The 21,122-nt window shown below is 33.6% G+C and carries 19 protein-coding genes and 1 pseudogene; 4 read left to right on the plus strand and 16 right to left on the minus strand.

Going from position 1 to position 21,122, the window contains the following annotated elements; translation table 11 throughout:
* Positions 1-183: 183 nt before the first annotated feature.
* The 10 genes and pseudogenes from purT to tsaE all read right to left on the minus strand — a co-directional run bounded on the left by purT (position 184) and on the right by tsaE (position 10,894).
* Positions 184-1,365 carry a formate-dependent phosphoribosylglycinamide formyltransferase gene (purT, locus tag J3U13_RS06785; RefSeq protein ID WP_267341014.1) on the minus strand — a complete coding sequence of 394 codons (1,182 nt, stop codon included), beginning with the start codon at positions 1,363-1,365 and terminating at the stop codon, positions 184-186.
* Between the two features lie 92 nt (positions 1,366-1,457).
* Complete coding sequence (locus tag J3U13_RS06790; RefSeq protein WP_324169963.1) at positions 1,458-2,756, minus strand: adenylosuccinate synthase; 1,299 nt, start codon at positions 2,754-2,756, stop codon at positions 1,458-1,460.
* 19 nt (positions 2,757-2,775) lie between these two features.
* On the minus strand, positions 2,776-3,738 hold the full coding sequence (gene hflC / locus J3U13_RS06795) for a protease modulator HflC (RefSeq protein ID WP_416380654.1): 963 nt from the start codon (positions 3,736-3,738) through the stop codon (positions 2,776-2,778).
* Positions 3,739-3,755: 17 nt separating this feature from the next.
* On the minus strand, positions 3,756-4,976 hold the full coding sequence (gene hflK / locus J3U13_RS06800; RefSeq protein WP_267341017.1) for an FtsH protease activity modulator HflK: 1,221 nt from the start codon (positions 4,974-4,976) through the stop codon (positions 3,756-3,758).
* A gap of 23 nt (positions 4,977-4,999) precedes the next feature.
* A complete protein-coding gene (hflX, locus tag J3U13_RS06805; protein ID WP_267341018.1) occupies positions 5,000-6,295 on the minus strand; it encodes a ribosome rescue GTPase HflX in 1,296 nt (431 codons plus the stop codon).
* A 21-nt stretch (positions 6,296-6,316) separates the two neighbouring features.
* Positions 6,317-6,562, minus strand: coding sequence for an RNA chaperone Hfq (hfq, locus tag J3U13_RS06810; protein WP_267341019.1), 246 nt, complete (start codon positions 6,560-6,562; stop codon positions 6,317-6,319).
* Positions 6,563-6,866: 304 nt separating this feature from the next.
* On the minus strand, positions 6,867-7,778 hold the full coding sequence (miaA, locus tag J3U13_RS06815; RefSeq protein ID WP_267341020.1) for a tRNA (adenosine(37)-N6)-dimethylallyltransferase MiaA: 912 nt from the start codon (positions 7,776-7,778) through the stop codon (positions 6,867-6,869).
* Positions 7,775-9,634 carry a DNA mismatch repair endonuclease MutL gene (gene mutL / locus J3U13_RS06820; protein ID WP_267341021.1) on the minus strand — a complete coding sequence of 620 codons (1,860 nt, stop codon included), beginning with the start codon at positions 9,632-9,634 and terminating at the stop codon, positions 7,775-7,777. The genes miaA and mutL overlap by 4 nt, the downstream gene beginning before the upstream one ends.
* 20 nt (positions 9,635-9,654) lie before the next feature.
* Positions 9,655-10,359: pseudogene (locus J3U13_RS06825) on the minus strand (N-acetylmuramoyl-L-alanine amidase); the annotation flags it as partial.
* Between the two features lie 67 nt (positions 10,360-10,426).
* On the minus strand, positions 10,427-10,894 hold the full coding sequence (tsaE, locus tag J3U13_RS06830; RefSeq protein ID WP_267341025.1) for a tRNA (adenosine(37)-N6)-threonylcarbamoyltransferase complex ATPase subunit type 1 TsaE: 468 nt from the start codon (positions 10,892-10,894) through the stop codon (positions 10,427-10,429).
* A gap of 136 nt (positions 10,895-11,030) precedes the next feature.
* Here tsaE and tusB point away from each other — a divergent pair, with 136 nt between their 5' ends.
* The 3 genes from tusB to J3U13_RS06845 all read left to right on the plus strand — a co-directional run bounded on the left by tusB (position 11,031) and on the right by J3U13_RS06845 (position 13,152).
* Positions 11,031-11,312, plus strand: a complete 282-nt coding sequence (tusB, locus tag J3U13_RS06835) for a sulfurtransferase complex subunit TusB (RefSeq protein ID WP_267341027.1) — start codon at positions 11,031-11,033, stop codon at positions 11,310-11,312.
* 165 nt (positions 11,313-11,477) lie between these two features.
* The gene (locus J3U13_RS06840) at positions 11,478-12,041 is read left to right on the plus strand and encodes a Sua5/YciO/YrdC/YwlC family protein (RefSeq protein WP_267341028.1); all 564 of its coding nucleotides are present in this window, start codon (positions 11,478-11,480) and stop codon (positions 12,039-12,041) included.
* A gap of 4 nt (positions 12,042-12,045) precedes the next feature.
* The gene (locus J3U13_RS06845; RefSeq protein ID WP_267341029.1) at positions 12,046-13,152 is read left to right on the plus strand and encodes an anhydro-N-acetylmuramic acid kinase; all 1,107 of its coding nucleotides are present in this window, start codon (positions 12,046-12,048) and stop codon (positions 13,150-13,152) included.
* A 6-nt stretch (positions 13,153-13,158) separates the two neighbouring features.
* On the opposite strand, the gene kdgR is transcribed toward J3U13_RS06845, so the two are convergent.
* The 4 genes from kdgR to J3U13_RS06865 all read right to left on the minus strand — a co-directional run bounded on the left by kdgR (position 13,159) and on the right by J3U13_RS06865 (position 16,504).
* Complete coding sequence (kdgR, locus tag J3U13_RS06850; RefSeq protein WP_267341031.1) at positions 13,159-13,953, minus strand: DNA-binding transcriptional regulator KdgR; 795 nt, start codon at positions 13,951-13,953, stop codon at positions 13,159-13,161.
* Between the two features lie 117 nt (positions 13,954-14,070).
* Positions 14,071-14,391, minus strand: coding sequence for a cupin domain-containing protein (locus J3U13_RS06855; RefSeq protein WP_065561895.1), 321 nt, complete (start codon positions 14,389-14,391; stop codon positions 14,071-14,073).
* A 96-nt stretch (positions 14,392-14,487) separates the two neighbouring features.
* The gene (locus tag J3U13_RS06860) at positions 14,488-15,288 is read right to left on the minus strand and encodes a gluconate 5-dehydrogenase (RefSeq protein WP_267341032.1); all 801 of its coding nucleotides are present in this window, start codon (positions 15,286-15,288) and stop codon (positions 14,488-14,490) included.
* A 43-nt stretch (positions 15,289-15,331) separates the two neighbouring features.
* Positions 15,332-16,504: an oligogalacturonate lyase family protein gene (locus tag J3U13_RS06865; RefSeq protein ID WP_267341033.1), complete on the minus strand. Its 1,173-nt coding sequence runs from the start codon at positions 16,502-16,504 to the stop codon at positions 15,332-15,334.
* Positions 16,505-16,756: 252 nt separating this feature from the next.
* Here J3U13_RS06865 and J3U13_RS06870 point away from each other — a divergent pair, with 252 nt between their 5' ends.
* The gene (locus J3U13_RS06870) at positions 16,757-17,392 is read left to right on the plus strand and encodes an RpiB/LacA/LacB family sugar-phosphate isomerase (protein WP_267341035.1); all 636 of its coding nucleotides are present in this window, start codon (positions 16,757-16,759) and stop codon (positions 17,390-17,392) included.
* A gap of 273 nt (positions 17,393-17,665) precedes the next feature.
* On the opposite strand, the gene J3U13_RS06875 is transcribed toward J3U13_RS06870, so the two are convergent.
* Positions 17,666-19,909, minus strand: a complete 2,244-nt coding sequence (locus J3U13_RS06875; RefSeq protein ID WP_267341036.1) for a right-handed parallel beta-helix repeat-containing protein — start codon at positions 19,907-19,909, stop codon at positions 17,666-17,668.
* A gap of 35 nt (positions 19,910-19,944) precedes the next feature.
* Positions 19,945-21,111, minus strand: coding sequence for a pectate lyase family protein (locus J3U13_RS06880; protein WP_267341038.1), 1,167 nt, complete (start codon positions 21,109-21,111; stop codon positions 19,945-19,947).
* Positions 21,112-21,122: the final 11 nt, after the last annotated feature.

Consider the following 21,122-nt stretch of genomic DNA (forward strand, 5'->3'; position numbering starts at 1 on the left):
AGATTGTCTGTTTCTTCTTTTTAAAGAGCTGACAGCTATTTATCTTTCACTAAACATTTTGTTATTCAGTTTGCTGTCTCAAGGGTTGCGTATGTTACTCACTTCACTTGCTCTCGTCAACCCCTATTTAAGAAATTTTATTATTTTTAGATTGATTGACTGCTTTTTACTCAAAATGATGTGTTATAACGTTATTTGGAGTCGTTTAACCGCATTTACGGCTTTATTTACCGCTTCGGAGACCGTTTCGGCTTTTGCCAATGCGACTCCCATTCGCCTTACACCATCTACTTCAGGTTTACCAAATAAACGTATATCTGTATGTGACTCTTGTAATGCTTTTTCTAAATTAGCAAATGTAATTTGCTTTGAACAACCATTTACTAAAATAACCGCAGAAGCAGCAGCACTGTATTGTTCAATCATAGGAATTGGTAATCCCAGTATAGCTCTAGCATGTAATGCAAATTCGGTGAAATTTTGAGATATTAATGTTACCAACCCAGTATCATGCGGACGAGGAGAAACCTCACTAAACCAAACATGATCACCTTTTACAAATAATTCAACACCAAATATACCTCGTCCTCCTAGAGCATCAGTTATTTTAGTTGAAATTTCTTTTGCTAGATTTAAAGCTTGATTAGACATTTGTTGCGGTTGCCAAGATTCTCGATAATCCCCTTTTTCTTGACGATGACCAATAGGTTCACAGAATGAAATACCATTAATATGTTTGACAGTAAGTAAGGTAATTTCGTAATCAAAATTCACTAAGCCTTCTATTATTACTTTTCCTTCACCTGTACGTCCACCTTCTTGAGCATAGATCCATGAGGAATCTATATCAACTTCACTACGTAATAATGACTGACCTTTGCCGGAAGAACTCATAATCGGTTTGACAAAACAGGGAAAACCAATTTCTGTTATTGCTTGTTTAAATTCTGTTTTATTTGAAGCGAAACGGTAAGGTGAAGTAGGTAACTTTAATTTTTCAGCAGCTAGGCGACGAATACCTTCTCTATTCATTGTTAACGCTACTGCATTTGCAGTGGGAATGACCGTAAATCCTTCACTCTCTAATTCAACTAAAGTTTTTATTGCAATGGCTTCTATTTCAGGAACAATATAATCGGGTTTTTCAGTTTCAATGACGTTTCTTAGTTCATTACCATCTAACATATTGATAACATGAGAACGATGTGCAACTTGCATCGCTGGAGCATTAGCATAACGATCAACAGCAATCACTTCACAACCAAATCGCTGTAATTCAATCACAACTTCTTTTGCTAGTTCCCCTGCACCACAAAGTAAAACTTTTGTTGCGCTGGATGATAGTGGTGTCCCTATTTTTGTCATGATATTCTTCTTATATGTTTAATCATTTTATTTTGTTTATAAGCTTAAAATAAAAAATCGGGATAATTATCCCGATTTTTCTTAATTTAAAATTATACTGAATATGGATCACGTAAAATCATAGTTTCACTACGATCCGGACCCGTTGAAATAATATCAACTGGTGTTTCCGTTAATTCTTCAATCCGTTTGATATAAGCTTTTGCTGCTTTTGGTAATGCATCATAACTCTTGATACCAAACGTCGATTCACTCCAACCTGGCATTGTTTCGTAAACTGGTTTTACTAAACTCCAATCTTCAGCAGCAGCCGGTGCATTTTTGATGACATGACCATTTGGTAATTGATAACCAACACAAATTTTAACTTCGTTAAGACCATCGAGAACATCCAGTTTTGTAAGACAAAATCCAGAAACAGAATTTAGTTGTACGGCTTTTCGAACGGCAACTGCATCTAACCATCCTGTACGACGACGACGACCTGTTGTTGCACCGAATTCATTACCCTGTTTACAAAGGTACTCGCCAGTTTCATCAAATAATTCTGTAGGAAAAGGACCAGCTCCAACTCGTGTAGAGTAGGCTTTAACAATTCCTAATACATAACCGACATAACGGGGACCAAAACCAGAACCAGTTGCTACTCCACCAGCAGTCGTATTAGAAGATGTCACATAAGGATACGTACCATGGTCAATATCAAGCAATGTACCTTGTGCACCTTCGAACATAATCCTTTCACCTTTTTTTCGTGCATCTTCTAAAAGTGCAGGTATATCGGCAATCATAGATACTAAAATATCTGCAATTGCTAATGTGTCATTAAGGACTTTCTGATAATCAACAGCTTCAGCTTTATAGTAATTTACTAATTGAAAATTGTGGTATTCCATCACTTCTTTTAATTTTTCAGCAAATGCCAGTCTATCAAGTAAATCCCCAACACGAAGTCCACGACGTGCAACTTTATCTTCATAAGCAGGCCCAATACCTCGACCAGTAGTACCAATAGCTTTATTTCCACGAGCTTTTTCTCGAGCTTGGTCTAATGCAATATGGTAAGGCAAGATTAATGGGCACGATTCAGAGATAAGTAGTCTTTCTTGAACAGGTATACCTTTATTTTCAAGTTCTTTAATCTCTTTCATTAAAGCATCTGGACATAGCACTACACCGTTAGCAATAATACTCATAACATTATTATGTAGAATTCCTGATGGAATTAAGTGTAATACGGTTTTTTCGCCATCAATAACCAACGTGTGACCTGCATTATGCCCGCCTTGATAACGTACCACATATTTTGCTTTTTCAGTAAGTAAATCGACAACTTTACCTTTGCCTTCATCACCCCATTGTGTACCTAGTACAACAACATTATTACTCATAGACTGTTTACTCATTCTGTTATTTATTTGATTTTAATTTCATATACTGGAAAAACTCACTATCAGGACTAATGACCATCACATCATTACCAGTGAAACTTTGTTCATACGCTTTTAAACTACGAATAAAACTAAAAAACATCATATCTTTACCAAAGGCATCAGCGTATAGTTTAGCGGCATTAGCATCGCCTTCACCTCGGATTATACGAGATTGACGCTCTGCTTCTGATAATATTTTGGTTGCTTCTAGCGTAGCTGTCGCTCTTGTTTCTTCGGCTTTTCTAACACCTTCAAAACGTTTATCACGAGCGATCACTTCACGTTCTGCTCGCATTCTTGCATAGATAGAACCAGAAACTTCAGATGGGAAGTTAATCTGTTTAATTCGAACATCAATGACTTCAACACCAAATGCTCTTAAGCTGGTTTTATTGATTTCAGAATCTTTTTGGGTATCAGTAACCAATTTGTCAATTGGTGCAGTATCAATGGAGTCTTGATGATTTCCATTCAAAGCATCTTTAACTCGAATCATTAAAGAATTTCGTGATTTAGTATCAGCGTTAGAATCATTAATAATATCTTTATTGCTTAATTTACCAATTTCAGCTCTTAAACGACCATTTAGACGTGCTAAAAGTAAGTCTTCAACGTTATTTCCGCCAGCTACTGTTTCATAATAACGATTAAAATCAACAATTTTCCACTGTACAAAATAATCAACAATTAATTCTTTCTTTTGTACGTTAAAGAAACGTTGTTCTTTGCTATTATTAGAACTATTAGTTGTTTGAATTTTAGCATCAATAACTTTGATGCTATCCATACCAGGAACTTTAAAATGTAATCCTGGATCAGATAACCCAATAATTTTATTAAATCTTAAAACAACACCACGTGTTCCTTCTTCTATCACATAAGCGCTTGAAAAGAACATACCAATTAAAATTAAAACGATAGGAATCAATAATTTACGCATACTCATCTTTCTCCTTATTATTGTCCCATAGTTCTCATAGTTCTCGCTGTATTGCTAGTAGAAGAACTATTGTTACTTGTTGTGGCACTTTTTTGTGATTCACTTGCTGTTTGAGGTGTACTTTTCATTGCTTCAGAAGAATTTGGCATATTAAAATTATAATCACTACTTTGATTTACTGTTGATGTAGATACTTTTTCGCCTTTATTTTTTAATAAATGTTCTAATGGTAGAACCATTAGATTACCACTTTTATCATTAACGATGACTTTATGAGTCTTCTCTAATATTTTTTCCATCATTTCAATATATAAACGCTCTTTAGTTATTTCAGGAGCAGCTTTATATTGAGGTAAAATTTGCTCAAAACGTGCAACGTCACCTGCAGCTTCAAGCTCTACTCGGACTTTATAGGCATTAGCATCAGCTAAAATTCTTGCCGATTTACCTTCAGCTTGCTGAACTAATTGAACTTTATCTGCTTCTGCTTGCTTGATTTCACGTTCACTATCACCCTGAGCACGAATTGCATCATCGTAAGCATCTTGTACCTCATCCGGTGGACGAGCCACTTGGAAATTTAAATCAACAATATTAATTCCCATATCATAATGGGTGATTACATTAACAAGTTCATCCTTAGTGCTACTTTCAAGAATTGAACGACCATCGGAAATGATAGCATCAATATTAGAGCTACCCACAGCGGTTCTAAGAGCACTATCTGCGGCTTGGCGAAGGCTATCTTCAACATTAGTAACATTGAATAAATATTTTAAAGGATTGCTAATACGATACTGTACATTCATCTCAACAAAGACAAGGTTCTCACCTGTAGTAACAATAAAGCCTTGGACATTGAAATTTCGAGTTCCTTGAGTATCAACAATATAGACCTTATCAATTAAGGTAGGTTTCCAATTTAATCCAGGTTGAACAATTTCTGGTTGAACTTGACCAAAGCGAGTAATCACCCCTCTTTGGCTTTGATTAATGGTATAAAACCCACTTAAACCCCAGATAAATATTAAAGCAATAAATGCTATTACAATAATTTTGTAGGTATTCATCGGTAATTTAGTGTTTGATGAACCGCCATTGTTATTGCCTAACTTACCTTTTTTAAGTAAATTTTTAATTTTATCCAATATATCATTTGTTGAATTGGAAGGTTTTTTGTTATTACTTCCCCATGGATCGTTATCTTGTCCGTTATTTCCGGGCTGATTCCACGCCATATTTTATATGCTCCATTTAACGATTAGTTGTTATTTTGCGTATTAATTAAGTATAACAGATCTGGCTCCTGTTTACAGAGACGATTCCATTCAATGGAAGGCATTCTCACATCTAGTCGAAAACTACCGTCATCATTAATAAACTCACGTTCTACTGCATTTAACTGATAAAAACGACTTCTTAATTTTGCCAAATGAGCAGGTAAATTCAACTGACAAACTTGAATCTGTTTAGCAAGCCTTTCTTTTAATGCTATAAATAAGAGATCTAATCCTAAACCATTTTGAGCAGAAATCCAAACACGAATTGGAATTCCCTCTTCATTACGATCAATGCTCGGTTCTCTACCTTCGATTAAATCAATTTTATTCATTACTAATAGTGTTGGGATATCATGTGCATCAATTTCAAATAATACTTCTTCTACTGCATGTATATTCTCCAACATATTAGGATCAGCAGCATCAATAACATGTAATAATAAAGCTGCTTCTTGTGTTTCTAATAAAGTTGCTTTAAAAGCCGCAATCAGATCATGAGGTAAGTGACGAATAAAACCTACCGTATCAGCTAAAACAACTTCTCCAACATCATCAACTGTAATCCGCCTTAGTGTAGGATCGAGCGTAGCAAATAACTGATCAGCTGCATAAACATCGGCATGAGTTAGAACATTAAATAGTGTTGATTTACCTGCATTGGTATATCCAACTAAAGATGCAGTGGAGAGATCTGCTTTATTTCTTGATTGCCGATTTTGGTTACGCTGTTTTTCTACTTTAGCTAATCTTGATAAAATTAATTGAATTCTATGACGAATCAAACGTCTATCAGTTTCTAACTGTGTTTCCCCCGGTCCTCTTAAACCAATACCACCTTTTTGTCGTTCTAAATGTGTCCATCCACGAACCAAACGAGTAGATAAATATTGCAATTGTGCTAATTCAACTTGTAATTTACCTTCATGAGTTCTCGCTCGTTGTGCAAAAATATCTAAAATTAAACCAGTTCGATCAACAACGCGACATTCACATAGTTTTTCAAGGTTACGTTCTTGAGTAGGCGTCAATGTATGATTAACTAAAATAACGGAAGCTTGTAGTTCTTTAACTTTTTCAGCAATTTCTAGGGCTTTACCTTCACCAATAAAATATTTGGCTTGAGGTGTTTTTCTTGATGTTGTCACAATATCGAGAATCTCTATTTGAGCAGAAGCAACTAATACTTCAAACTCTTTTAGATCCTCGATATCGCTTTCTTGAGGAAGGAAAACATGGACTAATAAGGCAGATTCTCCGCCTTTATATCGATCAAACAATCAGATTCTCCGCTGATTTAATCAGTTTTCATTTTCCTCTTCTGGCTGAGATACTAATCCAGAAATTGATCTTGATGGTACAACTGTTGAGATAGCATGTTTATAAACCATTTGGCTTACAGTATTTTTTAGTAATATAACAAATTGATCAAATGATTCGATTTGACCTTGTAATTTAATACCATTAACCAAATAAATTGATACAGGAATATGCTCGCGACGAAGCAAATTCAAATAAGGATCTTGTAATGACTGCCCTTTTGACATGAGATTATCCTTTAAAATGAAATAATATGAAGATTGAAATTATATTTTCAAAAATAAATATCTATTGTAATTACAATTATAGAATATTTACGTAAGTAAATATCAAAATAACATAAAAAACACGGTACTTGAACCGATCAATTGCAATTTATGCACAAATAACTAAATTTTTAATAACTTTACATTAACTAGACAAAATAATATACGAAACCGCCTCATTAATCTAAAATATTTTAACAAAACTAAATAAACTATCAATAAATAAAAAGACCAAGTAATAAGCAATGAAAATATCTATTTGAAATTAAAAGAGATGATTTAAAATATTTTCCATATTATTTCTATTTAACCATGTGACAGGTTGCTTCCAACCACGAAGCCAGGTAATTTGCCGTTTTGCTAATTGACGAGTAGCACAAATACCTTTGAATACCATTTCATCATAACTGGTATCGCCACTTAAATATTCCCACATTTGGCGATAACCAACGCAGCGAATAGAAGGTAGATTTAAATGAAGATCGGAGCGCTGCATAAGTTTTTTCACTTCATCTTCAAAACCTTGATCTAACATCTGTAAAAAACGTTGCTCAATATGCTTATGAAGTTCAGCTCTATCATCTGGCATTATAGCAAATTGCATAATATCATATGGTAAAGCTTTACCACTTTCTTGAGTTAGCTCGGTTAAACTTTTACCTGTGATAAGATAAACTTCTAAAGCACGATTTAGACGCTGTGGATCATTAGGATGAATACGCTCAGCCGATATAGGATCAATTTTTTGCAATTCTTCATGAATCGCTTGCCACCCCATTTTATTAGCTTTTTCTTCTATTTGTTTACGTATTTCCATGTTGGCAACAGGAAGCGGAGATAGCCCTTCAATTAGCGCTTTAAAATATAACATGGTGCCACCTACTAACAATGGAATGCGTCCTTTGTTTAGGGTTTTTTCAATTTCGACAATCGCATCATGCCGAAAATTAGCTGCTGAATAACTTTGTGCTGGATCACAAATATCAATCAATTTATGCGGATATTTATGTTGTTCTTTTTTAGTTGGTTTTGCCGTCCCAATATCCATTCCGCGATAAATTAGTGCGGAATCAACACTAATGATATCAATAGGATAACGATCATAAAGAGCCATTGCAAATGCCGTTTTACCCGATGCTGTGGGTCCCATTAATGAAATAATTTTTGGTTTGTTCATGATAAAATCGATTGAGTAAATAATTGTATATCAATTGGATATAAAAAAGTTTGTTGCTGTAACAAATTAATATCTATCTGTTCTAACTGAGCCAATAACTGAATCACTTTAGCTACACTCCAACATACTGTATGACTGTCATCATACTGATTTGCTAACCAATTAGCTATCTGTGTTGGATTTAAAACTTCCTGTTCTGATTCTGATATAAAACTAATTAATGCTGGCAAAGTTTGTTGCCAATTCATAGCCCGCAACATTTTAGGCACATTTTCTAAGTACAATTTAGCTTTATCTATATAAAAATCAAAACCTAAAAATTGTAATTGTTTTTGATAATTAGTAATCACTTGCTGTTCTTTATGATCTATTAATATCGTTAAAGGTATCAATAATTTTTCCGATTCTTGAAATAATAATTTAATTGTGGTCACTTTTTTTTGGGCCACAGGTAATTTCATTAACATTAATTTTTGCTGATTATCTTCAAACTTTTCAAGCAACGCCATATCAGATTGAATGATAGTTAATACTCGACCAAATTGCACTAATGATGAACTATCAAGTTGCTGTTGTAATGATTGTAATGGCATATTTCGTTTAGGAAATAATGCTTCAATAACTGCTTGTTGAGGTGCAGTTATTAAACCATCATCTTCTGTTGGCTGAAATGATTGAGGCTGAGTTTTTTCTATTTCTGTTTTTGGATTAATTTCAACTAATTGACCATAAATTGCATTTTCTTTAATGTGATTGATCGGTTTTTTAGTTAACGAGCTCATTGTTGGATAATTTTTATGCTCAGTTTCTATTTGTTGATTAAAGATATTTTCACCGGCAGCTTGTCGATTCGGAGCCATTATCACTTTTTCTTTATATGTGAACGGTTGATTTGATTCAAGAGCCATGACAATTGCTTGATAAACAAAATCATGTACTAATCTCGCTTCATGAAAACGAACTTCGTGTTTCGCGGGATGCACATTAACATCAACTTGTTTAGGATCAATTTGTAAAAATACAACATAACTTTGTTGCTCATTAGTACGGCTATTGTATGCTTGTCGCAATGCATGATTGAGCAATTTGTCCTTGATGACACGGCCATTAACATAAAAGTATTGCAGTTCACTGCTTTCACTGCTGGTGACCCAACCTTGAATCACTAAATCATCGTGTTGCCAATCAAGTTTCACTGCTTTTTGCATAAATGCTCGACCGCAAACTAATTCCACTCTTTTTTTTAATTCAGATGCTCGATACTGTTTAACCAATTTACCATTATGTTGCAAATTAAATGAGACATCAGGACGAGCCAGCGCAATGCGTCGCACAAATTCCTCAATATGCATAAATTCGGTTTTTTCCGTTTTTAAAAAACGGCGCCTTGCAGGAGTATTATAGAATAGATCAAGAACTTCAACTGTTGAACCAATAGGATGCGCAGCGGGTTTAATAGTTGGCGTCATATCTCGACCTTCTGCATAAACTTGCCATGCTTCAGTCTGTTCTACTGTTCTCGAAGTTAAAGTTAATCTTGAAACAGAACTAATACTTGCTAGTGCTTCACCACGAAATCCGAGACTAATAATTGCATTGAGATCATCTAACGTACTGATTTTACTGGTTGCATGACGTGCTAAAGCAAGTGCTAATTCATCTTTAGTAATACCACAACCATTATCACGAATACGAATTAATTTACAGCCGCCTTGCTCAATATCTATATCAATTTGAGTACTACCCGCATCAAGGCTATTTTCAACTAATTCTTTAATAACTGATGCGGGGCGCTCTACTACCTCACCTGCCGCAATTTGATTCGCTAATTGGGGAGATAGAATATGGATTGCCATTAATGTTGTGCTCCAAATTTAGGATTCTGTTTTACATAGTTTTTTATACCTTGATAAATGGCTTTAGCAATCTTATCTTGATGGGCATTACTGCTTAACAGACGTTCTTCGTCTAAATTAGAAATAAAACCAACTTCAATCAAAATCGACGGAATATCAGGTGAACGTAAAACACCTAAACTTGCATATTCTGGCTGATTTTTATGAAGCTTAGTTACACTTTTTATTGACGTTAAAACTTGCATTGCTAATTCATAACCTACTCGCTGAGAATAAGAAAATTGTAAATCTAAGACCGCTTGACTTAAATGACGATTATTATCTTCAGCAAGAGCATCGCCAGCTCCGCCTAATAATTGAGATTGTTTTTCATCTTGTTCAAGCCAACGACCAAGCTCAGTATCAGCCCGTTTGGTCGATAAGACCCAAATTGACGCACCTGTTGCGTTACGATTTGGGGCTGCATCAGCATGAATAGAAACTAATAAATTAGCTTTATTTTTTCGAGCGATTTCTGAACGCTGTGGAACCGAGATAAAAGTATCACTACTACGGGTTAATACCCCTTTAAAACTAGGATCTTTATTTAACAAATTAGTTAATTTTTTGGCAATTGAAAATGTAACTGTCTTTTCATATAAATTGCTTTGACCTATTGCGCCAGAATCTTTACCACCATGTCCTGCATCAACGGCAATCACTACTTTAGCTGCATAAGCTGAGTTACAAAGCAATAATAACATTAAAAAAGTAAGTAATTTTTTCATCATCTTTTACCGTTAATGTGTATTGTTAAAAATTAATAATCGTTCGACCCTTTTGGCTTTTTGCTTGCACGCAAGCCGTACGTTCACAGGATAAATAAGCCAAATGAATTTCAATGTCAGCACTTGGTAATATACCTTTCGCTTGTTCAGGCCATTCAATTAAACAGATCGAACGCGAAGAAAAATATTCACGGATACCCATAAACTCAAGTTCCTCAGAATCAATTAATCTATATAAATCAAAATGATAAACAGAAAAGCCATCGAATTGATACGGTTCAACTAAAGTATATGTTGGACTTTTGACATTACCTGTATGACCTAATTGTTGTAAAAATCCACGACTAAAAGTAGTTTTACCAGCACCAAGATCACCAATTAAATAAAGAATTATCGTATCATCTTGATTCAATAAATAGTTTAAACATTGCTTAGCAAGTTTGCTACCCAATGAAATGGTTGCGTGCTCATCGGCTAAAATAATTGGTTTCATGAGGAATTCTTTGCTCAATAAATAGTCCTTATTATATACTAATAACCATTAAAGATGTACCAAACAAGATTAACTTGCTTTTCTGTCAAAAAGTTTCAGGTTAACTATACGTTTAAGTATAAAAAAAGTGAGAATTATGTTACATACTATTTCAACAGCCAACCAATCAACTGTAAATACACAATTCATATCACAACACGATGCCGTTTTATTCTGGCAAAATGGTGTGATTATTGCGCTAAAAAATAATCCATTATTAGATGATATTATCGAAAAAACTGCACATTGCTACATCATCGATAATGATATTCAAGCTCGTGGATTACTCCCATTTATTGATCCAAGAGTTAAAATTATCAATATGCAGCAAACCGTTGAATTAACGGCAATCAACTACCCACAAATGAATTGGCAATAATATGATTTTTCGTTGACATACCCAGCCTGTCAGTTTTAATTACCTTAATCATTGTGTTTTATTATAGATAATTATGATGTTTTAAAATAATCTCAGCTAATTTGCAAATCTAACTCTCTGGGTTTAATATAATTTTCAATCGTTTTAATGAATATTTAAATCTTAATGACAAATTTATTAACAGTATCAGAATGTATTGGTCGTTTAAAAAATGGTGATGTAATTGCTTACCCTACCGAAGCCGTTTTTGGATTGGGTTGTGATCCCAACAATGAAATTGCTGTATTAAACCTGCTACAGTTAAAGCAGCGATCAATTGATAAAGGGCTAATTTTAATTGCGAGTGATTATCAGCAACTGCTTCCTTATATTGATGATTCAACTCTCAATAAAGAGCAAAAGAGGTTAGCATTTACCAGCTGGCCTGGACCTGTCACTTGGATTTTTCCTAAAAATAAAACAACTCCCTATTTTTTAACAGGCAAATTTGACTCTATTGCAGTGCGAGTCACTAATCATCCTTTAGTTTGTCAGCTTTGTGATTTATTTGGTAAACCACTCATCTCATCAAGCGCTAATCTTTCAGGTCATAATCCCTGCCGAACAATTTTTGATGTAAAACAACAGTTTGGAGAATGTTTTCCTGTTTTAAGAGGTGAAACAGGTCATCGTTTACAACCTTCTGAAATTAGAGATATAAGAACAGGTAATATCATTCGAGAAGGATAACTTTATGCAAAATTTGTATATTGGTGTAATGTCAGGTACCAGTATGGATGGTATTGATATTGCTTTAGTAAATATAACAGATAGAAAAATTACCTCAATCGCTAGTAATTGCTACCCAATGCCAGCCAATTTAAAACAACTTCTACTTACTCTATGCGAAACCAAACAGACCACATTACAAAATTTAGGTGAAATTGATCACAGACTTGGCCAACTTTTTGCAGATAGTATAAATCAATTTTTAAAAGATAATCAGATTAAAAAACATCAAATTACAGCGATTGGATGTCACGGACAAACCATCTATCACGCACCAAATGGTGCTAATCCGTTCACCATGCAAATTGGAGATGCGAATATTATTGCGGCAAAAACAGGAATAACCACTATAGCAGATTTTCGACGTAAAGATATGGCTTATGGGGGACAAGGCGCACCACTCGTGCCAGCTTTTCATAACGCGGTATTGCAAGATCCGAATATCAATCGCGTGATACTTAATATTGGCGGAATAAGTAATATTACTGTATTAATTCCTCAATACCCTATTATAGGTTATGACACTGGTCCAGGTAATGTATTATTAGATGGATGGATTAAAGAGCAGTTAGGAAAAAACTATGATCAAGATGGACTATGGGCGAAAACAGGTAGCATTAATCCAGATTTATTAAATTATCTTTATAAGGAAAATTATTTTCAAATACCTGCTCCTAAAAGTACTGGACGAGAACTATTTAATTTATCTTGGTTACATAATAAATTAGTAGGAATGCATTTATCTGCGCAAGATATCCAAGCAACATTAGTCGAGTTTACTGTTTTATCTATTTCTGAAGAAATAAAAAAATTACCGATAAATAATAGATTATCTTGTGAGCTGTTAGTTTGTGGAGGTGGTGCAAAAAATCCTCTCATAATGGAACGATTATCAAGATTACTACCAAAATGGCAAGTTTTGATTACTGATGTGAAAGGCATAAACAGTGCTGATATGGAAGCGATTGCTTTTGCTTGGCTTGCTTATTGTAGGATGAATAATATTCCATCTAATATTCCAGAAGTAACTGGAGCAAACCAAGCAGTAAGCTTAGGGGTTATTTATCAATAATAACCTTTATTCTGACAATTTTGATTGCTTATTATAACCAATTAATTCAGATATTTTGGCGGCAGATTGGCTAATTTCACCGACAAGTTTAGCTTCATCTTCTGCTGTATTACATCTAAAGATAGAGGTTGATAAACTTAAGGCTGCAATAATATTACCTAAACGATTATAAATTGGCACTGCAAAACAACGTAAACCAAGCTCTGACTCTTCATCATCTTTGCCATAACCTAAACGTTTAACTTCATCGAGTTCAGCAAAAAATGCCTCTTTATTGGTGATTGTTTTAGGTGTGTATTGAACAAAATTAATACTATTAACTAAGCTTTTTTTACTTTCATCATCTAACCAAGCTAATAATACTTTACCTAATCCACTGGCATGCACAGTCGCTTGATTGCCTATTTTAGAAGTTAAACAAAGACTATATTGTTCTGATGCCACTTTATTAATGTAGATAATTTGGTCACCTTCACGAACAGCTAAATGAATCGTTTCTTTAGTTTTATCCCTTAACTTTCTCATTTCCAAATCAGCAATAGCTAAAAAGTTTTGGTGATAAAGCACTCGGTTGCCTAAATCAAGTAATTTCAAATTAAGAGAATATTTATCTGAATCTTCTTCTTGATTAACATAACCTAATGATTTCATGGTTTGTAAAAAACGATAGGCTGTGCTTTTGGGCATCATTACTTTTTGCGATAATTCTGATATAGCAATGTCTTTAGATTCGGATAAAGCTTCTAAAATTCCGAAAACTTTTAAAACCGAAGCAACCGATTCTGGTGAGCTATCATTCATTATTAGCACATCTCCTTACTAAAAATTAGTCATTATTCTATTATTAAATGATCAACTAGAACAAATCAAAACTATCGAAAGTATATCATAATTAATAATGAGTCGTTACTAGCTATTTTATAAAAAATCTAATCTTTGAGGAGTAAACATATCAAGCAAAACGCCAGCTTGTTTGCAAACACAACCATGTTCAATATTGGGTTTTTTATATAATGTATCACCAGCACGAACAATCTTAGTCTCATCACCGATAGTAAATTCAAATTCACCAGACAAAACATAGGTTAGTTGTTCATGTGGATGATGATGCATCGCACCAATTGCGCCAGTTTCAAAATGAACTTCAACCGCCATCATATTACCATCATGAGCTAAAATTTTACGTTTAACCCCATTTCCTAAATCAATTAATTCAATATCTGAATTAAAACAAAACATGACATTACTCCTAAATTTATAAAAAAAACAGAGATAATAAATAACATCCTTTTATTTTATTATCTCTTAAATTATCTAATTTTTAACCTTATTTTATTAAGGTTGCTTACCAATATAAGCTAAAATACCACCATCAACATAAAGAATATGCCCGTTAACAAAATTTGAAGCTTCTGATGCTAAAAATACGGCTGCTCCAGCCAAATCATCAGGAGTCCCCCATCGCCCTGCCGGTGTTTTAGCGATAATGAACTGATCAAATGGGTGACGAGAACCATCTGCTTGTTTTTCACGTAATGGCGCAGTTTGAGGAGTGGCAATATAACCTGGACCAATACCGTTACATTGAATATTGGCATGCCCAAATTCAGAACAGATATTTTTGGTTAACATTTTTAAGCCACCTTTAGCCGATGCATAACCAACAACTGTTTCACGACCAAGCTCGCTCATCATTGAACAGATGTTGATGATTTTGCCACTTCCTTTTTTGATCATTGAAGGAAGGACAGCTTTTGCCATAATAAATTGACCAGTCAGGTCGATATCAATAATTTTTCGATAATCTGCCGCACTTGTTTCAAGCATCGATTTGCGCTGTATAATACCTGCATTATTAACTAAAATATCAATCACACCATGTTCTTTTTCAATTTGAGCAATCGATTTTTCAACAGCATCTTCATCTGTAATATCAAATAGATAGCCATGGGCATCAATACCAGCAGCGTTATAAGCTTCAAGTCCTTTTTGCAAGTTTTCTGGTACCACATCATTAAATACGATTTTCGCTCCCGCACCAGCCAATGATTTTGCTATTTCAAAACCGATGCCGTAAGAAGCACCCGTTACCAGCGCTATTTTATTATTGAGTGAAAATTTATTTAAAATCGACATAATTTTATTCTCCGTTATAGTTATGATAGACAAAATGGGTCTATCACATTTCTTCTAATATGTTAGCGGGCACTTTAGTTAAATAAAGTGCGGGTTCATCTTGCGCATCACACGAATATAAAACGTATTTATTATCAGGTGAAAACGATGGATGGGGATGAGTAACTTGACGATCACCATCTAAAACACGCCATGTACTGTTATGCTTAACCAATTTATGTGCTGTTTTTGTTCTAGGTGCCAAAATATAAAGCCATGGATCATTTTCAATTTTATAGCCATTTGTATCAATTACGTCAACAGGACTGCCTGTTCCATCACCAATATAAAGTGTACCATCAAAATTACTCATTAAGTGTGAGCAAGCTGGCATTGCCATAATCTCTTTATCTTCATTTGTCATCGGATTATAAAGACGGATATATCGTTCTTGCTGTCCTTTCATATAAGACACATAGGCAAGTCCTGATCCATCTGGTACCCAAAATTCATGAGTGCAACTCTCACCAGGTAAATTATCATGCGCTTTTCGTTCATTTTGACCATCACGATCAACCAACCAAATTCTTGCATCAACTAAATCATGAGGCCCTTCATGGCAAAATGCGATAGTTTTATCATCAAAAGGTCTAAAAATTGGATGACCTAACCATACATTCTGATCAATAACTGTTTTGGCTACACCTGTTTTAATATCAATCTTGATTAAACGGCAGTGCGGGTTTTTATCATAAAATGCTTTAAATATTGTCCAGTCGGTAAGTGGCGTCCAATCTTTTTTATCAATTTCAATGCCTACAATTTCATTACAATCACTATTAGCAACCCATGTACCGTAACCAACCCATTCATCAGGTACTGTATAAATATTTTTTTCTTCTAACGTTTCAAGATTAACTTGTTGCAAGTTGCGTTCATTTTTCACATAGTACAAAAATTTATCGTCTGGCGATAAAAAACCACCAAAGGTATTATCACCAGGTCCTTCGGTAAGTTGTTTTGCTGTTTGGTTTTCAATATCAAGTAAATAATAGTTACGATGAGTATCAAATTCACCCGCAAAAAGTAGCTTTTGACCATCATTGGTAAAGCACTTTTGATAAAAATAATTACGATGGCATAAAATACCTTCTGGCGTTAACCGGATAATTTCATTTTTCGAATCTTCATCTGTAAATGATGAATATGACAGCCTTACGATATTCCCCTTAGCCATATAAACTCCCTGAATATGAATATACAAATGTTTAAAAGATGCTCATTTATAAAATATAGTAATATAAAAAGTGTGATGATTTTGTGACTTTCATCACATTGCAATAATTTTATTAAAACATCGTTTTATTTTACTTAAATAAATTGATATATTTTTTTGCGAGTTTATAATGAAAGTAAAAAGTACTTAGAACAAATTACTAAACTTTGTTATGTAACTGATTATTATTTCAATCAAAAATAGAGGGAAATCATGAAAATAGCATTAATGAACGAATTTAGCCAAGCAGCTAAAAATCCGATTATTTTAAATGAATTAAAAAACGCAACAGAGAAACATGGACATACAGTTTTTAATGTTGGTATGGATGGCGACAATGATAAAAAATTAACTTATGTTCATTTAGGTATTATTAGCGCTATTTTATTAAACAGCAAAGCCGTTGATTTTGTTATCACAGGATGTGGTACAGGACAAGGCGCATTAATGGCATTAAATGCATTTCCTGGTGTTAATTGTGGTTATTGTATTGAACCTACGGATGCTTATTTGTTTGCACAAGTAAATAATGGTAATGCATTATCACTCGCTTTTGCTAAAGGTTTTGGTTGGGGTGCTGAACTCAATGCTCGTTATATTTTTGAAAAAGCCTTTGATGGCGAAAAAGGATTAGGTTATCCGCCTGAACGTCGTGAATCTCAAAATGCTAATGCTGTAATTTTAAATGATATGAAAAATGCAGTAGGAAAAAGTTTAATTGAAGCATTGAAAGCAATTGATCAATCATTACTTAAAGATGCGATCAAAGGTGAACGATTCCAAAAATGTTTATTTGAAAACAGCAAAGATCCAGACATTACCGATTATATCAGAAGTTTACTAGATTAATTTAGAATTTATTATTTACTACATCCTACAATTTTGTGCCATTTCAACTTAATTGATGAAATGGCACATTTCATTATTTTTAATCGTTTATATTTAGTGAATATCTATAACGATATAATTTAAATATAAATTTTAATTTCCAATATATTTTCTTCAAAAAATAGTTAAACGCATTTAACAACATATTAGATAATAAGAATTAAAGAATGAGATGGATAATTGCAAAGATTAAAAGCGCTAAATCTTACTAGATCTAGCACTTTATTATTTTAATTATTTAGCTTTATTTTTTTCGATTAGCGTTTTTAGCTCTTTTGGTAACACTATATTACCGTTTTTATCTCGAGTGATTTTAAAGTCACTATTTCCTTTCCATAATTGATTGCTGGTTACAGATTTAAAATCTTTACTTTTAATCTTTGGTCCAAATGAATCTTTTATCGCTGATTGCCAGCTATCACGAATAGAATAATTGTGTTCAAAAATGACCACTGGTTTTAAAAATTCATAGGGATTAGCGCGTAAAATATAATTATACCTCGCACTATTGATCGAAAGATTATTCTTCATGATATAAGAACCAGTATTAAAATTATCAGTAAAGCCATCCATATTATTATTTAAGGAAATTGAATTGATAATTTTATGATTTACCGGTTGACCTTCTGCTCCTAATTTAAAGCCATTACCTATACTCCCTGTAGCAATATTGGGTTTTGAAAAAGGAAAACCGTTTGAATAAGTAACTGAACTGTCAATTAATACAGGTTCATTTGGGCCATCTTCAATCTTGTTATAAAGATCGAAACCATCATCAGTATTATTATGAGCAATACACCCTCTAAATACATTCCCTTTACCAACACCCAATTTAGCGGCAAAACCATCAGCATTTTTACCTGATTTATCCATATTATTATAAGAATCGGAGTTAAGAATTAGGTTATAAGATGGCCAATAAATTCGATTTTGATTTTTCTTTTTAGCTGAGATTGCCAAACCGGTATCACTATTATTACGTGTAATAACTTGATCAATCACATTATGACTACCCGAAATTCTTAAATAAGCTGGTTTATTGTCTTTATCATCAATATTTCCATCAAAGATAACCTGCTTAATAGCCCAATAGTTGCTATCTAAATTAAACGTAGTGTTAATAAAAATCGCTTTATGCTTATTAATGGCTTGTATGGTTTTTAATTTACCGGGTAATCCACTTAATTGAGCCGGAAGAGTCATGCCGTCATAATAACCATCCATCAAATGAATAACACCGCCCGGTTCAACGCTATTAACAGCCGTTTCGAAATCAACCGGTGATTGTTTGGTACCTTTATTATCCTTTTTACCTTCTGGCGACACAATAATATTAGATAAATTTTCAATCGATGATTTATTTAGATTAATTGTAAAAATTTGCGTATTATTTTTAGCATTATCAGTAAACTCAACAGTAAAGGTATTAGTTCCATCTTTTAGCTGAGCTGGAAACTGTAATAACTTACCAACTTCCGCATTCAACGTTTTATTAATTTCTTTAACAAATACGGTACCTGAAGTATTTGGAAAAAACTGTAGTGTATAATTTTTACTATATACATTTTGTGGTGATGATAAGATTAACGTTGGTTTAATATCAACAATTACCTCAGGTTTAGTGGGTAATTTATCATAGTCAACCATTTCATCATTAAGGGTTAATTTAGAATTTTTAAACTCAACTTTTGCGTTTCTAGAAGCAAAAAAGCCGACATAAATATTTTTGTTATCTTGTTGATTTAAGAATCCTGAATAATCATTGGTTGCCCACTGTTTCTCTTCACCAGTCGCATTATTTTTCATCGATAAGATAAATTGATCTGCCGTTCTGGTCATTGTTAAATGCATACTTTTAACGTCAACATAATTAACATGTTCAACATAACCAACTTTCTCAATTGATATGCCTTCATTACCCCATGCTTTTTTTACACCATCACGTACTAAGCCGGTTACTTTTACTAAATTATCATTTTTTTGATTTTGAGTAATTAATGCATTCATAATTACATTTGAAGCATTTGGAAACTCCTCATAACCAGCCGGCTGAGGATCACTTCTAGCAACCCCAATAGTATCACGAGCAAATAAACCAACCGCTTCTTGAGCGGCAGGCGTTTTTCCATCCACTTCAGGTCCTATTTGCTCTAAGGTAACATCACTTTCTAAAGTAAAAGTTTGATTAACGGGTAATTGAGTATAAAAAACCACCATTCCATCATGCGAGTTAGCAATTTTACCGCCTCGACTCTCTAAATAGAAATCTGACGGCAATTGATAAGGTTGATTTGGAACTAAATGATCTTTTTGACCAGCAATCCAGGCATTATTGGTTCCCACTTTTTCAGGCTTGATAAGTGAGGCAAAATTTAAGTCAGTCGATTGGCCAAATGCTATCGCTTTCCACTCTTGTGCAGAAGCTGAGCTAACATAAAGCGTAGACAGACAAAGTATTGAAGTTAATATTTTTTTCATTATGGGTCCTAACATTTTTGTTTATTTCAATAATTCTAAAGCTTTCCACTACCGACTAATCGATCAGAGTTTTTACTAAATTGCTTAATATCATCCACACTATATTGATAAGGCACAGACCAATACAAATTATCAACAAAACCGCATGACGCTAATTTCAACTTAGATTGATTAAATAAAGAATTTTTATCCCGAAGGTTATCGCCTTTAAACTGTTTAGCTACTTTGCAGTTATCTTTTAAACCATCAATCATAAAGTGATTATTTTCCGAAAGCACACTGCCTTTATAGCCTAAGCCAATAGAGTATTGATATGGGTATACAGTTTTAGATTTATTAACCGATCCTTTAAACAGGTTGTTATACATGTGGATTTTGCCGAACCTTACTCTTGGTGCGCGTTGAGTAATGTCTAAAAAAACATTATGATGAAGCGTGATATTTAACTTATTCTCATCCTGATCAGCATTTTTATCACTATGGCCAATTAACATAGTTTTATCATGATTTTCAAATAGACAATAAGAGATAGTAATAAAATTACTACCACGCTTAATATCCAATAAACCATCATGTTGTACATATTTCCAGCCATCTTTTTTCTGGTACATATTATCGGTAAATTTACCATCAGTTAGAGTAACATGATCAATCCAAACATAAGTTGAGGAAATAATGTTTATTCCATCCCATTCGGCATTCCATCCATCTCCCTCTTCAAATTTTGGTGCAACATCAATTGGTGCTTCAATTTTTAAATTTCGAATAATGACATTATTTACATTAGATAAAATAATAGAACCATTAATAAAACCCGCTTCTTTACCCACACCAATTAACGTAGTATTACTAGGAATTTTGATCAGCGAACGTGACTTTTGATCATCAAAGTCTTTGTAAGGTTTGTCTTCACTAATGTCTACAATCCCAGAGATTTGTATAATACGAGGTTCATCTTTATTTATTTTAATAGCTTCTAAAAGATCTTTCTTATTGTTAACTAAAAAGATCATTTCTTGTTTAGCTTTAGAACCTCCTGTTGTTCCAACATTTGTTACTGAATTGTATCCGCCAAAACCATTTTCAGGTGCAACATCAAGAGCCTGTTTAACTTTTATTGGCGCAGGTGATAAAGCATAACTGGTAAAACTATATGAGTTAATTGCTAATGGAATTAACACAGCTATTAGTCGTTTTTTCATTTTAATTGATA

This window comes from Gilliamella sp. B2887 (assembly GCF_026537015.1).
Taxonomy (GTDB): Bacteria; Pseudomonadota; Gammaproteobacteria; order Enterobacterales; family Orbaceae; genus Gilliamella.